The sequence below is a fragment of the Streptomyces sp. WP-1 genome, from assembly GCF_030450125.1.
Lineage (GTDB): Bacteria > Actinomycetota > Actinomycetes > Streptomycetales > Streptomycetaceae > Streptomyces > Streptomyces incarnatus.
Map to the genome: position 1 here is coordinate 5996708 of NZ_CP123923.1, position 14751 is coordinate 6011458.

General features: G+C 71.8%; 14 protein-coding genes. 11 read left to right on the top strand and 3 right to left on the bottom strand.

Going from position 1 to position 14751, the window contains the following annotated elements; all coding sequences use genetic code 11:
• Entirely contained in the window at positions 1-912 is a 912-nt protein-coding gene (locus tag QHG49_RS26470) for a carbohydrate kinase (protein WP_145491557.1), read from the bottom strand.
• Positions 909-2042: a LacI family DNA-binding transcriptional regulator gene (locus tag QHG49_RS26475; RefSeq protein ID WP_301491580.1), complete on the bottom strand. Its 1134-nt coding sequence runs from the start codon at positions 2040-2042 to the stop codon at positions 909-911. The genes QHG49_RS26470 and QHG49_RS26475 overlap by 4 nt, the downstream gene beginning before the upstream one ends.
• 221 nt (positions 2043-2263) lie before the next feature.
• On the opposite strand from QHG49_RS26475, the gene QHG49_RS26480 reads away from it, so the two are divergent.
• Positions 2264-2689, top strand: coding sequence for a Rieske (2Fe-2S) protein (locus QHG49_RS26480; RefSeq protein ID WP_301491581.1), 426 nt, complete (start codon positions 2264-2266; stop codon positions 2687-2689).
• A gap of 89 nt (positions 2690-2778) precedes the next feature.
• On the opposite strand, the gene QHG49_RS26485 is transcribed toward QHG49_RS26480, so the two are convergent.
• Positions 2779-3729, bottom strand: coding sequence for a hypothetical protein (locus QHG49_RS26485; RefSeq protein ID WP_159700350.1), 951 nt, complete (start codon positions 3727-3729; stop codon positions 2779-2781).
• 345 nt (positions 3730-4074) lie between these two features.
• On the opposite strand from QHG49_RS26485, the gene uvrC reads away from it, so the two are divergent.
• The 10 genes from uvrC to QHG49_RS26535 all read left to right on the top strand — a co-directional run bounded on the left by uvrC (position 4075) and on the right by QHG49_RS26535 (position 14734).
• Complete coding sequence (gene uvrC, locus QHG49_RS26490; RefSeq protein WP_301491582.1) at positions 4075-6666, top strand: excinuclease ABC subunit UvrC; 2592 nt, start codon at positions 4075-4077, stop codon at positions 6664-6666.
• Positions 6663-7691 (top strand): RNase adapter RapZ, encoded by a 1029-nt coding sequence (gene rapZ, locus QHG49_RS26495; RefSeq protein ID WP_145491572.1) that lies wholly within the window; start codon positions 6663-6665, stop codon positions 7689-7691. The genes uvrC and rapZ overlap by 4 nt, the downstream gene beginning before the upstream one ends.
• Positions 7688-8779: a uridine diphosphate-N-acetylglucosamine-binding protein YvcK gene (yvcK, locus tag QHG49_RS26500; RefSeq protein WP_145491574.1), complete on the top strand. Its 1092-nt coding sequence runs from the start codon at positions 7688-7690 to the stop codon at positions 8777-8779. Before rapZ ends, yvcK begins: the two co-directional genes overlap by 4 nt.
• On the top strand, positions 8770-9759 hold the full coding sequence (gene whiA, locus QHG49_RS26505; RefSeq protein WP_145491577.1) for a DNA-binding protein WhiA: 990 nt from the start codon (positions 8770-8772) through the stop codon (positions 9757-9759). The genes yvcK and whiA overlap by 10 nt, the downstream gene beginning before the upstream one ends.
• A 423-nt stretch (positions 9760-10182) precedes the next feature.
• Positions 10183-11190, top strand: coding sequence for a type I glyceraldehyde-3-phosphate dehydrogenase (gene gap / locus QHG49_RS26510; RefSeq protein ID WP_145491580.1), 1008 nt, complete (start codon positions 10183-10185; stop codon positions 11188-11190).
• 145 nt (positions 11191-11335) lie between these two features.
• A complete protein-coding gene (gene pgk, locus QHG49_RS26515) occupies positions 11336-12547 on the top strand; it encodes a phosphoglycerate kinase (RefSeq protein WP_301491583.1) in 1212 nt (403 codons plus the stop codon).
• A gap of 6 nt (positions 12548-12553) precedes the next feature.
• Positions 12554-13330 carry a triose-phosphate isomerase gene (gene tpiA / locus QHG49_RS26520; RefSeq protein WP_145491586.1) on the top strand — a complete coding sequence of 259 codons (777 nt, stop codon included), beginning with the start codon at positions 12554-12556 and terminating at the stop codon, positions 13328-13330.
• Positions 13331-13449: 119 nt separating this feature from the next.
• Positions 13450-13686, top strand: a complete 237-nt coding sequence (gene secG / locus QHG49_RS26525; protein WP_078967713.1) for a preprotein translocase subunit SecG — start codon at positions 13450-13452, stop codon at positions 13684-13686.
• 210 nt (positions 13687-13896) lie between these two features.
• Positions 13897-14232 carry an RNA polymerase-binding protein RbpA gene (locus QHG49_RS26530; protein ID WP_003957010.1) on the top strand — a complete coding sequence of 112 codons (336 nt, stop codon included), beginning with the start codon at positions 13897-13899 and terminating at the stop codon, positions 14230-14232.
• Between the two features lie 199 nt (positions 14233-14431).
• Positions 14432-14734, top strand: coding sequence for a hypothetical protein (locus QHG49_RS26535; protein ID WP_301491584.1), 303 nt, complete (start codon positions 14432-14434; stop codon positions 14732-14734).
• Positions 14735-14751 lie beyond the last annotated feature (17 nt).

A 14751-nucleotide genomic window follows, 5' to 3' on the forward strand; every position in this document is an offset into this window, starting at 1 on the left:
TCACACAGCACCCAGCTCGTCCGCGTACGGCGGCTCCGCCCCCGCCCGTGAACAGGTGATCGCCGCCGCGCGCGCCGCGAAGCGCAGCAGTCGTGTCCAGCCCTCCGTCCCGAGGGCGGCCAGCGCCTCGCGCGACAGCGCGTCCAGGGCGGACAGACCGTGCAGCAGCGCCGCGTTCACCGTGTCACCGGCGCCGATGGTGTCCACGACGTCGGCCTTCTCACCGGGTACGGAACACTCCCCGCCGTCCCGGGTGTACACGGTCAGACCCTCGCCGCCCCGGGTCACCACCACGGCCGACGGCCCCTCGGCCAGCCACGCGCGCGGCGTCCCGCCCAGCCATGCCGCGTCCTCCGCGGACACCTTCAGCAGCGCCACCGAGGGCAGCCAGCTCGCGAAACGCGCCCGGTAGGCGTCCGCGTCCGGGATCAGTCCCGCCCGGATGTTCGGGTCGAGCGCGGTGAACAGCCCCTGCCGGGCCGCCCCGCGCATCAGCTCCTCATAGGCGCTCGCCCCCGGTTCCAGGACGAGCGACAGGGTGCCGAAGGACACCGCGCGGGTGCCCGCGGGGAGCGAGGCGGGCGCGGTGAAGAGACGGTCGGCGGTGCCTTCGACATGGAAGGAGTACGACGCGGAGCCGCCGCCGTCGATCGTGGCCACCGCGAGGGTCGTCGGCTCCGGCCCGCGCTGTACGCCCGCCACCTCCACCCCGGCCCGCCGCAGCCCGTCGAGCAGGGCCTCGCCGAAGGCGTCGTACGACGTCCGGGAGCAGAAGGCGGTGGGAGAACCGAGCCGGCCGAGGGCCAGGGCGGTGTTGTACGGGCCGCCGCCGGGCGCCGGTTTCAGGGCCGCGAGGGCACCGGGGCCCTGCGGTACCAGGTCGATCAGTGCCTCACCGGCGACGACGATCACGAGGCGGTTCCCTTCTCGGACGGGGGCTCGGGCGGGATCTCGGACAGGGCGGACGACGCGGTGCGCGCGGCTGCCCCGGGCCGCTCTGGTTCCTCCGGGCAGCCGCAGGACGTGCGGTGGACGAACGCACAGGGCAGCCGCACGGTCCGGGACGGCCGGTGCGGCTCGGCCAGGCGTTCCAGGAGCAGCCGTACGGCCCGGGCGCCCAGCTCCCTGCTGGGCTGGGCGACGGCGGTGAGCCGGGGCGAGAAGAGGTCGGCCCAGGGGAAGTCGTCGAAACAGCACAGGGCGATGTCGCCGGGCACGGCCAGGCCGTGTCGGCGCAGGGCGCGCAGGGCGCCGAGGGTCATCGCGTTGTTGGCGGTGACGAGCGCGGTGGGCGGATCGGGGAGGGCGAGCAGGGCGGCGGCGGCCCGCTCGGCGCCGGCGGACTCGGAGTTGCCGGACACCAGGAGACGGTCGTCGTGCGCCAGGCCCGCGGCGGCGAGGCCGTCCAGATAGCCGGTGACGCGCTCACGGGTCGTGCTGAGCCCCGGCAGCCCGGCGATCAGGCCGACCCGGCGGTGTCCCAGACCGGCGAGATGGGTGACGAGGTGGGCCGTCGGCTCGGCGCCCTCCGCACAGATCTGGTCGAAGAACGGAGCGCCCGTGGCCGGGGGCGTCCCCTCGCCGGATCCGGGCGGGTCGATCAGCCGGTCCAGGAACACGGTCGGTACGGCATGACGGCCGAGGTAGTCGACCAGCTCGCCCGGCCGCGCGGACGGGGCGACGATCATGCCGTCCACCCGGCGCTCATGCAGGAGCTGCGCGACCTTGCGCTCATGGAGAGGGTCGTCGTGCGGATCGGCCAGGAGCAGCCCGTAGCCGGCCTCCAGGGCGGCGGCCTCGACGCCCTGGAGGATCTCGGTGAAGTACGGATTGCTGATCGCCGACACCGCGAGCCCGATGGAGCGGGTGCGCGCGGTCACCAGGGAGCGGGCCAGGGTGTTGGGGGTGTAGCCGAGGACGTCCACGGCGTCCAGGACGGCCCGGCGGGTGCCGGGCGAGACCGGACGGGTGCCGTTGAGGACATGGGAGACGGTCGCCACGGAGACTCCGGCGCTCCGCGCGACGTCCGCCATGGTGGCCATCGTGCTCCCCTCCTCACCGCCCGCCGTTACGGGCGCCCGGCCGGGAACGTACCCCATCGGCAGAGCCCGCGTAAACGCTTGCGCAAACGTTTACGTGCCCGATCCCGCCGCATCCGACGCGCTCGCCCCCACCCTGCCGTCGCGCACCGCACCCCGCCCCCGGCCCGGATTCCCGCCCCGGTATCGTCGCCGTGTACACCCCTTGACCAGTGGAGTCCGAGATGCCCACGCGTCCTTCCGCGAGCCGTCGTACCGTTCTTCGAGGGGCCGCCGTGGTCCCGGTCGCCGGGCTCGGCCTGGCCGCGTGCTCCGGGCCGGGAGACAGCGGATCGGCCGCCACTCCGACCGCGCCGGTGGACCTCGGCGCGGAGGGCGACGTCGCCAAGGGCGGCGCCAAGCTCTACAAGGACCACAATGTGGTGGTCAGCCGGGACAAGAGCGGCACGCTGAAGGCGTACAGCACGGTCTGCACGCACGCCGGATGCCCGATCAACAAGCTCCAGGGCACGACCCTGATCTGCCCCTGCCACGGCAGCGAGTTCGACGCCGTGACCGGCAAGGTGGTCCAGTCGCCGGCCACCGAGCCGCTGACGGAGCTGTCGGTGAAGACGGAGAACGGCAGGATCGTGGCCGGCCCGGCCGCCTGATCCCCGTCCCGCACTGTCCGACCCGCACCGCCCGGCCTCAGCGGTCGCACCGACCGATGGGCGGCGGCGGCCCTTGCCCACGGAGGCATTCACTGGGGCCAGTCCCAGGCGATGCCCACGACGCCCGGCCGGATGCGCGGCTCGACCACATGGGCGCAGTGATGCGGCCCGGTGACGGGGAGCTCCTGTCGGGCGCTGCGCGGGGCCTCCGGCGCGTGCTGGGTGAAGCGCCGGCAGCGCACGGGCAGCGCGGCCGCGTCGAAGCGCACCTGGAGCGCGTACTGACCGCCGGGCGCCTCGAAGTGGTGCAGGTACTCGTGGGCGGGCGCGGCCGCGCCGTCCTCGACGGCATACCGGAAGAGGAAGGTGTCGCCGGCCCGCAGCCGGGTGCCGAAGAGCAGCTCGGCCACCAGCACCCCGGTGCCCTGGTCCCGGCGGACACGGCCCGTGCGGCAGTTCTCCAGGGCCCGCACCCTCATCTCGTGCGGGGTGCGGCCGGGGTCGCCCCGGTGGACGACCAGGAAACGGTCGACGCCGTCGCGGTGGGCGCGCACGATGTGATGGGCCTCGCGGGCCACCAGTTCCCGCCCGGCGCCGATCCGGACGCACTCGTGGTGGCCCAGGGTGTGCAGCCCGCTGTCGGCCGGCCGGCCCAGCTCGGCCCGGAGCCGGTCCAGCACGCCCGCGGTCTCGGCCGGCGAGCGGTACGGGTGGCCCGCGGGGGTGTCGGCCTCCTCGCGCCGGTCGGACTCGGCGAGCAGCCTGATCAGCGACTCGTCCGGCAGCCGGAGGATCTCCTCCAGGGCGCGGACGGCGCGCAGCGACTCCGGGCGCTGGGGGCGGCGGGCACCCTGCTGCCAGTAACTCAGGCTGGTCACACCGACTTTGACGCCATGGCGCGAGAGATGGTGCTGGACACGCTGGAGCGGCAGCCCGCGCGCGGCGATCGCGGCGCGCAGCGCCACGTGGAAAGGGCCGCCCCGCAGGGCCGTGTCCAGTTCCCCGGTGGGGTGGTCCGCGTGCTCTAGGACATGCCGCATGCCGTGGGGCCTTTCTGTCGGTGTCACTACGGCTGGTCAGACCGTCTGCGCGGGTGTGCGGGGCCACCCCCGTGGCGTCGTGGACGCCCCTGGCCGCGCGCGTCGCGCCCCTTCCCGCGCGCGACGGCCCCGAGTTCCCCCGCATTGAAGCGTGTTGACCGGAACCCGACAACACCTTGGGGTCGTACGCCCCGTACTACTGGCCGGACCGTGTCCCCCGGCGGCCCTCCGGCACCGGCGGGCGTGACCTCCGCAGGCCCGCGCGGGGGCCTGCGGACGAGCCGCGTGGCCGGGGTTATCCACAGGCCCGACGCGGTGTCGGTGCTCGCCAGTAGGGTGTGAGACATGGCCGATCCCTCCAGCTACCGCCCCAGGCCGGGTGAGATCCCGGACACCCCCGGGGTGTACAGGTTCCGTGACGAGCACCGCCGGGTGATCTACGTCGGAAAGGCGAAAAGCCTCCGCCAGCGCCTGGCGAACTACTTCCAGGACCTGGCGAACCTGCACCCGCGCACCCGGACGATGGTGACCACCGCCGCGTCCGTGGAGTGGACCGTGGTGTCCACCGAGGTCGAGGCACTGCAGCTGGAGTACTCCTGGATCAAGGAGTACGACCCCCGGTTCAACGTCAAGTACCGCGACGACAAGAGCTACCCGTACCTCGCGGTGACGATGAACGAGGAGTTCCCGCGCGTCCAGGTGATGCGCGGTCACAAGAAGAAGGGCGTGCGGTACTTCGGGCCCTACGGACACGCCTGGGCCATCCGGGACACCGTCGACCTGCTGCTGCGGGTCTTCCCGGTGCGCACCTGCTCGGCGGGCGTGTTCAAGAACGCCGCCCGCACCGGCCGCCCCTGCCTGCTCGGCTACATCGGCAAGTGCTCCGCCCCCTGCGTCGGCCGGATCAGCCCCGAGGACCACCGGGACCTGGCCGACGAGTTCTGCGACTTCATGGCCGGCCGCACCGGCACCTACCTCCGCCGCCTGGAGAAGCAGATGACGGAGGCGGCCGAGGACATGGAGTACGAGCGGGCCGCCCGGCTGCGCGACGACATCGGGGCCCTGAAGAAGGCCATGGAGAAGAGCGCGGTCGTGCTCGCCGACGCGACCGACGCCGATCTCATCGCGGTCGCCGAGGACGAACTGGAGGCGGCCGTGCAGATCTTCCATGTGCGCGGCGGCCGGGTGCGCGGCCAGCGCGGCTGGGTGACCGACAAGGTCGAGGAGATCACGACCGGCGCCCTGGTCGAGCACGCCCTTCAGCAGCTGTACGGCGAGGAGACCGGGGACGCCGTGCCCAAGGAGGTGCTGGTCCCGGCGCTGCCCGAGCCGGTCGAGCCGGTCCAGGAGTGGCTGACCGGCCGCCGCGGGTCGATCGTGTCGCTGCGCATCCCGCAGCGCGGCGACAAGAAGGCGCTGATGGAGACCGTGCAGCGCAACGCCCAGCAGGCGCTCGCCCTGCACAAGACCAAGCGCGCCTCCGACCTCACCACCCGTTCGCGCGCCCTGGAGGAGATCGCCGACGCCCTCGACCTGGACAGCGCCCCGCTGCGCATCGAGTGCTACGACATCTCGCACCTCCAGGGGGACGACGTGGTCGCCTCCATGGTCGTCTTCGAGGACGGCCTCCAGCGCAAGGGCGAGTACCGCCGCTTCCAGATCAAGGGCTTCGCCGGCCAGGACGACGTCCGCTCCATGCACGAGGTGATCACCCGCCGCTTCAAGCGGTACCTCGCCGACAAGGAGCGGACGGGGGAGTGGGCCGACGGCGAGGAGCCGGGCACCGACGGCGAGGCCGTGCTCACGGACGGGGGAGCCGCGCCCGCCGAGGCCGGGATCACCCCGTCGGAGGAGACGACAGCCCCCGCGAACGCCGAGGTCCCGCCCACGGGCGAGGCCCCCGCGCCCGCCGACGCCGGGGCCACCCCCACCGACGCCGGCACCGCACCGGAAGACGCCCCGGCCACGCCCACCGGCACCGCGCCCCCACTGACTCCCGTCAGCGCAGGAAACGGGGCCCCCGCCAGCGCGGGACCCGGAGCCCCCCTCAGCGAGGGCCCCGGCGCCCCCGCCGCTCCGGAACCCGGCGCTCCGGCCACCCCGGCATCCGGAGCCCCCGCCGCCACGGAACCCGGCGCTCCGGCCACCCCGGCATCCGGAGCCCCCGCCGCCACGGAACCCGGCGCTCTGGCCACCCCGGCATCCGACGTCCCCGCCGACACGGCGTCCCGCGCCCCCGCCGCCCCGAGATCCGCCCCACGACCCGCCGTCCCCCTCACCCCCAGCGGCCCCGACCCGCTCGACGACCCCCTCGCCGTCCCTCTCAACGGTTCCCTCAAGGACGACGACGGTCGGCCCCGGAAGTTCGCCTATCCGCCCCAGCTGGTCGTGGTCGACGGTGGTCAGCCGCAGGTCGCGGCGGCCCGGCGGGCGCTGGACGAACTGGGGATCGACGACATCGCGGTGTGCGGCCTGGCCAAGCGGCTGGAGGAGGTCTGGCTGCCCGGCGAGGACGACCCCGTGGTGCTGCCCCGCACCAGCGAAGGTCTGTATCTGCTCCAGCGCGTCCGGGACGAGGCGCACCGGTTCGCGATCACCTACCAGCGCACCAAGCGCGCCAAGCGCTTCCGCGCCGGCCCCCTGGACGACGTCCCCGGCCTCGGCGAGACGAGGAAACAGGCGCTCATCAAGCATTTCGGCTCGGTGAAGCGGCTGCGGTCCGCCACAATCGAACAGATCCAGGAAGTGCCCGGGATAGGCCGCAAGACGGCCGAGACCATCGCCGCGGCCCTCGCCCAGGCGGCCCCGGCCGCACCCGCCGTGAACACGGCGACCGGAGAGATCATGGAAGACGAGGAACCCGAGACGACGGCGGGTCCCTCAGGGGAGCCCGTGACCGCGGGCCCCTCGGACGAACGACGGGGGCAGGAGACATGAGCGAGAACGACGCACAGCCCACACAGCGCCGAGATCAGGCGCACCCGGACCCGGGCGGGGAGACCGCCCCCCGGCCCACCGGCCCTGAGAGCGGGCAGGACACGGGCGACGACAACGGAGCACAGGTGAGTACGGGCGGCGAGGCACCCGGGGTCCCCGAAGCGGCGATCCCCGAGCTGGTGATCATTTCCGGCATGTCCGGAGCGGGCCGCTCGACGGCCGCGAAGTGCCTGGAGGACCTCGGCTGGTTCGTCGTGGACAACCTGCCGCCCGCGCTCATCCCCACCATGGTCGAACTGGGCGCCCGCTCCCAGGGGAACGTGGCGCGGATCGCGGTCGTGGTGGACGTCCGAGGCCGGCGCTTTTTCGACAACCTGCGCGAGTCCCTGGCGGACCTGGAGGCCAAGCACGTCACCCGGCGGATCGTCTTCCTGGAGTCCTCCGACGAGGCCCTGGTACGCCGCTTCGAGTCGGTGCGCCGCCCGCACCCCCTCCAGGGCGACGGCCGCATCGTGGACGGCATCGCCGCCGAGCGGGAGCTGCTGCGCGAACTGCGCGGCGACGCCGACCTGGTGATCGACACCTCCAGCCTCAACGTGCACGAGCTGCGGGCCAAGATGGACGCCCAGTTCGCCGGCGAGGAGGAGCCCGAACTGCGGGCCACCGTGATGTCCTTCGGGTTCAAGTACGGCCTCCCGGTCGACGCCGACCTCGTCGCGGACATGCGGTTCCTGCCCAACCCGCACTGGGTCCCGGAGCTGCGCCCCTTCACGGGCCTCAACGAGGAGGTCGCCGCCTATGTCTTCAACCAGCCCGGCGCCAAGGAGTTCCTGGACCGCTACGCCGAGCTGCTGCGGCTGATCGCGGCCGGCTACCGGCGTGAGGGCAAGCGCTATGTGACCATCGCGATCGGCTGTACCGGGGGCAAGCACCGCTCGGTCGCGATGTCGGAGAAACTCGCCGCGCGCCTCGCGGCCGAGGGTGTGGAAACGGTGGTCGTACACCGGGACATGGGACGGGAATGACGGAACGTACACCGCGGCTGGGACGGCTGCGCCGGATGGTGCCCGAGGCGCGCTCCGGCCGCTCGGGCGAGACCCGCGCCGGCCGCCCGGTCGAGGCCCGCGGGGGCCGGCCCCGCCGCCGGGGCGCACAGCCCAAGGTCGTCGCGCTCGGCGGTGGCATGGGCCTGTCGGCCTCGCTGGCCGCGCTGCGCCGGATCACCGGCGATCTCACCGCCGTCGTCACCGTGGCCGACGACGGCGGCTCCAGCGGACGGCTGCGCGACGAGCTGGGCGTGCTGCCGCCCGGCGATCTGCGCAAGGCGCTGGCCGCGCTGTGCGGGGACGACGACTGGGGCCAGACCTGGTCCCGTGTCATCCAGCACCGCTTCCAGTCCCAGGGCGATCTGCACGACCACGCGGTGGGCAATCTGCTGATCGTCGCCCTGTGGGAGCAGCTCGGCGACCATGTCCAGGCGCTGGACCTGGTCGGCAAGCTGCTCGGCGCGCACGGACGGGTGCTGCCCATGTCCGCCGTGCCACTGGAGCTCCAGGCCCTGGTCAAGGGACATGATCCGGAGCACCCGGAGGCCGTGGACACGGTGTGCGGGCAGGCCACCGTGGCGCTGACGCCCGGCGAGGTGCAGTCCGTCCACCTGGTGCCGAACGACCCGCCGGCCGTCCCGGAGGCCCTCGCGGCGGTCCTGGACGCGGACTGGGTGGTGCTCGGCCCCGGGTCCTGGTTCTCCTCGGTGATCCCGCATCTCTTGGTGCCCGAGCTGCTGGACGCCCTGACCGAGACCAAGGCCCGCAAGGTCCTGTCCCTGAACCTCGCTCCGCAGCCGGGGGAAACAGACGGCTTCTCCCCGCAGCGTCATTTGGAGGTTTTGGGGCGACACGCCCCTAAACTCGCCCTGGACGTGGTGCTGGCCGACGAGGCCGCCGTGCCCGACCGCGATTCGCTCACCGAGGCCGCCAAGCGGCTGGGAGCCGCGGTCGAGCTGGCCCCGGTGGCCCGGACCGACGGAACACCCCGGCACGACCCGGAGCTGTTGGCCGCCGCGTACGACCGTATTTTTCGGATGCATGGAAGGATCGGCCCATGGCGATGACGGCAGCGGTGAAGGACGAGATCTCCCGGCTCCCCGTCACCCGGACCTGCTGCAGGAAGGCGGAGGTCTCCGCCATTCTGCGGTTCGCCGGCGGCCTGCATCTGGTGAGCGGGCGCATCGTGATCGAGGCGGAGCTGGACACGGCGATGGCGGCCCGCCGCCTCAAACGGGACATCCTGGAGATCTTCGGCCACAGCTCGGAGCTGATCGTGATGGCCCCCGGCGGACTGCGCCGCGGCTCGCGCTATGTCGTCCGGGTCGTCGCGGGCGGGGACCAACTCGCCCGGCAGACCGGCCTGGTGGACGGCCGGGGCCGGCCGATCCGCGGGCTTCCCCCGCAGGTGGTCTCGGGGGCCACCTGTGACGCGGAGGCGGCCTGGCGCGGGGCGTTCCTCGCGCACGGCTCGCTGACCGAGCCCGGCCGCTCCTCCTCCCTGGAGGTGACCTGCCCGGGTCCGGAGGCCGCGCTGGCACTGGTCGGCGCCGCCCGCCGGCTGTCGATCGCCGCCAAGGCCCGGGAGGTGCGCGGGGTGGACCGCGTGGTCGTCCGGGACGGTGATGCGATCGGCGCGCTGTTGACGCGGCTCGGCGCGCACGAGTCGGTGCTGGCCTGGGAGGAGCGGCGGATGCGCCGCGAGGTGCGGGCCACGGCCAACCGGCTCGCCAACTTCGACGACGCGAACCTGCGGCGTTCGGCCCGCGCGGCGGTGGCCGCGGGGGCGCGGGTGCAGCGCGCGCTGGAGATCCTGGGCGAGGAGGTGCCCGAGCACCTCGCCGCGGCCGGACGGCTGCGCATGGAGCACAAGCAGGCCTCGCTGGAGGAGCTGGGCGCGCTCGCCGACCCGCCGCTGACCAAGGACGCGGTCGCGGGCCGGATCCGCCGGCTGCTGGCCATGGCCGACAAGCGCGCCTCGGATCTGGGCATCCCGGGCACCGAGGCCAATCTGTCGGAGGAGCTGGCGGACAACCTGGTCGGCTGACCCGACCCGACCCGACCCGACCCGACACCGACACCGACACGCCGGTGCCGAACCCCGTTCGAGGGGATTCGGCACCGGCTTTTGTACGCCCGCGTCCGGCGGACCGGAGTGCTCATATCACAGGTGAGCGGAGCCCTCATCAACGGTGCGGAATCGGGGTAGTCAACAGGTGAGCCGACCCGCTCACGAACGAGTGACACTGACGTCAACAAGGGGCGACATTCGATAGCAAAAACGGGTGAATCAACTGCCGATCCGAGAGGGTCCGTACCTCTACTGCCAGGTACGGAACGCCTGCCCATGTATGCGTCATCTCGATGTCACCGAGGGGGTCGCGGAGAGGTAGGGTCGGTGGTGGTCGGGGACATCCCAAACAGAGCTCGCCGGCTCGCATGGCCGGCGTACCAACGAGGAGATCGGTTCGTGACGATCCGCGTAGGCATCAACGGCTTCGGCCGCATCGGTCGTAACTACTTCCGCGCACTGCTGGAGCAGGGTGCGGACATCGAGGTTGTGGCTGTCAACGACCTGGGTGACACGGCCACCACGGCCCACCTGCTGAAGTACGACACGATCCTGGGCCGCCTCAAGCAGGAGGTCTCCCACACCGCCGACACGATCACCGTCGACGGCCACACCATCAAGGTGCTGTCCGAGCGCAACCCGGCCGACATCCCCTGGGGCGAGCTGGGCGTCGACATCGTCATCGAGTCGACCGGCATCTTCACCAAGCGCGAGGACGCCGCCAAGCACCTGGCCGGCGGCGCCAAGAAGGTCCTCATCTCGGCTCCGGCCAAGGACGAGGACATCACCATCGTGATGGGCGTCAACCAGGACAAGTACGACGCGGCCAACCACCACGTCATCTCGAACGCGTCCTGCACCACCAACTGTGTGGCCCCGATGGCGAAGGTCCTGGACGAGAACTTCGGCATCGTCAAGGGTCTGATGACCACGGTGCACGCGTACACCAACGACCAGCGCATCCTGGACTTCCCGCACAAGGACCTGCGCCGCGCCCGCGCCGCCGCCGAGAACATCATCCCGACCACCACCGGTGCCGCCAAGGCCACCGCCCTGGTCCTGCCGCAGCTCAAGGGCAAGCTGGACGGCCTGGCCATGCGCGTCCCGGTCCCCACCGGCTCCGTCACCGACCTCGTGGTCGAGCTCAGCCGCGAGGTCACCAAGGAAGAGGTCAACGCCGCCTTCCAGAAGGCCGCCGAGGGCGAGCTGAAGGGCCTCCTCGACTACACCGAGGACCCGATCGTCTCCTCGGACATCGTCAACGCCCCGGCGTCCTGCACCTTCGACTCCTCCCTGACCATGGTCCAGGAGGGCAAGAACGTGAAGGTCATCGGCTGGTACGACAACGAGTGGGGCTACTCCAACCGTCTCGTGGACCTCACGGTCTTCGTCGGCAACCAGCTCTGATCGCCGAAGACCGCAGCAGCACGACCGTGACATGAGAGCAGGGCTCGGCCAGCGCACCGTCGCGCTGACCGGGCCCTGTCTCACGCACGGATCACGTCCTCATACGATCAAGGTGCACCACGAGCCCTCCTCAGGAGTCCACTCAATGAAGACGATCGACGAACTTCTCGCCGACGGCGTAAGCGGCAAGCGGGTCTTCGTCCGCGCCGACCTCAATGTGCCGCTGGCCGACGGGACGATCACCGACGACGGCCGCATCCGCGCCGTGCTGCCCACCGTCAAGGCGCTCGCCGAAGCGGGCGCCAAGGTGATCGTCGCCTCGCACCTGGGCCGCCCCAAGGGCGCCCCGGAGCCCGCCTTCTCGCTGCTGCCCGCCGCCGAGCGCCTCGGTGAACTGCTCGGCGCCCCGGTCGCCTTCGCCGAGGACACGGTCGGCCCCGCCGCCCACGACGCCGTCGACGGCCTTCAGCCCGGCCAGGTCGCCGTCATCGAGAACCTGCGTTTCAACCCCGGCGAGACCGCCAAGGACGACGCCGAGCGCGGCGAGTTCGCGGACCGGCTGGCCGCCCTCGCCGATGTGTACGTGGGCGACGGCTTCGGCGCCGTGCACCGCAAGCACGCCTCCGTCTACGACCTCCCGGCCCGGCTGCCGCACTACGCCGGCCACCTCATCGCCACCGAGGTCGGCGTCCTGAAGAAGCTCACCGAGGAGGTCGAGCGCCCCTACGTCGTCGCGCTCGGCGGTGCCAAGGTCTCCGACAAGCTCGCCGTCATCGACCAGCTGCTCGGCAAGGCCGACCGGCTGCTCATCGGCGGCGGCATGGCCTACACCTTCCTCAAGGCCAAGGGCTACGAGGTCGGCATCTCCCTCCTCCAGGAGGACCAGATCCCGGCCGTCACCGAGTACATGGAGCGCGCCGAGAAGCTCGGCGTGGAACTGCTGCTCCCCGTCGACGTCCTGGTCTCCCGGGAGTTCCCGGACCTGAAGACCAAGGCGCCGAGCCAGTACAACACCGTCGACGCGGACAAGATCCCCGCCGACCAGGAGGGCCTGGACATCGGCCCGAAGACCCGGGAGCTGTACGCCTCGAAGCTCGCCGACGCCCGGACCGTGTTCTGGAACGGCCCCATGGGCGTCTTCGAGCACCCGGACTACGCCGAGGGCACCAAGGCGGTCGCCCGGGCGCTCGTAGACTCGAACGGTTTCACCGTCGTCGGCGGCGGTGACTCCGCCGCGGCCGTGCGCACGCTCGGCTTCGACGAGAACGCATTCGGCCACATCTCGACCGGCGGCGGCGCCTCCCTCGAATACCTCGAGGGCAAGACGCTTCCCGGTCTCGCCGCACTGGAGGACTGACCCCGTATGACCACCCGCACGCCGCTGATGGCGGGCAACTGGAAGATGAACCTCAACCACCTCGAGGCCATCGCCCACGTCCAGAAGCTCGCCTTCGCCCTGGCCGACAAGGACTACGAGGCCGTCGAGGTCGCTGTCCTGCCGCCCTTCACCGACCTGCGCTCCGTCCAGACCCTGGTCGACGGCGACAAGCTCAAGATCAAGTACGGCGCCCAGGACATCTCGCAGCACGACTCCGGTGCCTACACCGGCGAGATCTCCGGCCCGATGCTGTCCAAGCTGAAGTGCGCCTATGTGGTCATCGGCCACTCCGAGCGCCGCCAGTACCACGCCGAGACCGACGAGATCGTCAACGCCAAGGTCAAGGCCGCCTACAAGCACGGTCTGACCCCGATCCTGTGCGTCGGCGAGGAGCTGGAGGTCCGCGAGGCGGGCAACCACGTCGCCCACACCCTCGCCCAGGTCGAGGGCGGTCTGAAGGACCTCCCGGCCGAGCAGGCCGAGACGATCGTGATCGCCTACGAGCCGGTGTGGGCCATCGGCACCGGCAAGGTCTGCGGCGCCGAGGACGCCCAGGAGGTCTGCGCCGCCATCCGCGCCAAGCTCGCCGAGCTGTACTCCCAGGACGTGGCCGACCAGGTCCGCATCCAGTACGGCGGCTCCGTGAAGTCGGGCAATGTCGCCGAGATCATGGCCAAGGCCGACATCGACGGCGCCCTGGTCGGCGGCGCCTCGCTGGACACCGACGAGTTCGTCAAGATCGTGCGCTTCCGCGATCAGTGACGGAGCGGCCGCACCGTCCATGAGTAGGCGGTAGCCGCGATACGTCGTACTCTTGCGGGGGCACGGCCCAGGAGCTGTGCCCCCGTCGTCCATCCGATTCCGAGGAAGTTGGTCCAGCCGTGGTTTTGGGGTTCTCGATCGCCCTGATCGTCTTCAGCCTGCTGCTGATGCTGCTGGTGCTGATGCACAAGGGGAAGGGCGGCGGCCTCTCCGACATGTTCGGTGGCGGCATGCAGTCCTCCGTCGGCGGCTCCTCGGTCGCCGAGCGCAACCTCGACCGGATCACCGTCGTGATCGGCGTGCTGTGGATCGCGTGCATCGTGGTCCTCGGCATCCTGATGAAGACGAACAGCTGATCCCGGCCTTCCAGGCACACTCATTCCGTACGTTGAGCCCCATGTTCGGTACGCGCTCCCGAGCGCGGCCTATCATGGGGCTTGCGTCTGGGTGCGGGGGCGGTAACTCCCATCACTGGACGCGCGTTGGGCCTTACGTAGACTGAGGCGCTCGCAGCGAAGCGGTACGCCGACTCGCTTCGCGGCACCATCACGCAGGGAGTTACGACCGTGGCAAGTGGCAACGCGATCCGAGGAAGCCGGGTCGGGGCGGGGCCGATGGGCGAGGCCGAGCGCGGCGAGTCCGCACCGCGGCTGCGCATCTCCTTCTGGTGCTCCAACGGGCACGAGACCCAGCCGAGCTTCGCCAGCGACGCACAGGTCCCCGACACCTGGGACTGCCCGCGCTGTGGCTTTCCGGCCGGCCAGGACCGGGACAACCCGCCGGACCCGCCGCGCACCGAGCCGTACAAGACGCACCTCGCGTATGTACGGGAGCGGCGCAGCGACGCGGACGGCGAGGCGATCCTCGCCGAGGCACTCGCCAAACTGCGCGGCGAGATCTAGACGTTGAGGCCCGGCCAGGCACCCTCGGGTGCCTGGCCGGAGCCGTATCCGCCGCTCGCTCCCGGTCGATTGTCAGTGGCACCCTCTACGGTTCTCGTGAAGGCGACGACCGCGAGGGGGAGTTGTGACGACGGTGGCGGCGGGGGAGATGCATGCGCCCGTGTGGCACGGGGGCATCGGGTGGCTGCGGAGTGCCGCCGTGCCGTCCCGCTTCGGCACCGCGCTGGGTTTCGCCGTGTTGTCCAGCATCGGCACCGCGTTGCGTTTCGCCGTGCTGCTGCTCGTCACCGGGGCCGCCGCGCTCGGCCCCGTGCGCATCGCCCTGCTCGCCGGTACGGCGCGGACCGCCGCGCCCGTCGTCAGGCGCTCCGTGCCCGGTCCGACCGCCCTGCCCGTCGCCTTCCTCGTCCTCTCCGCCCTCGCGCTCATACCGGCCGCCCGGCCGGACGCACCCGTCACCGCGCCACGGGACGGCGCCACCACGGCTCGCGTCCCCGGGTGATCAATTAGGTTGGAATC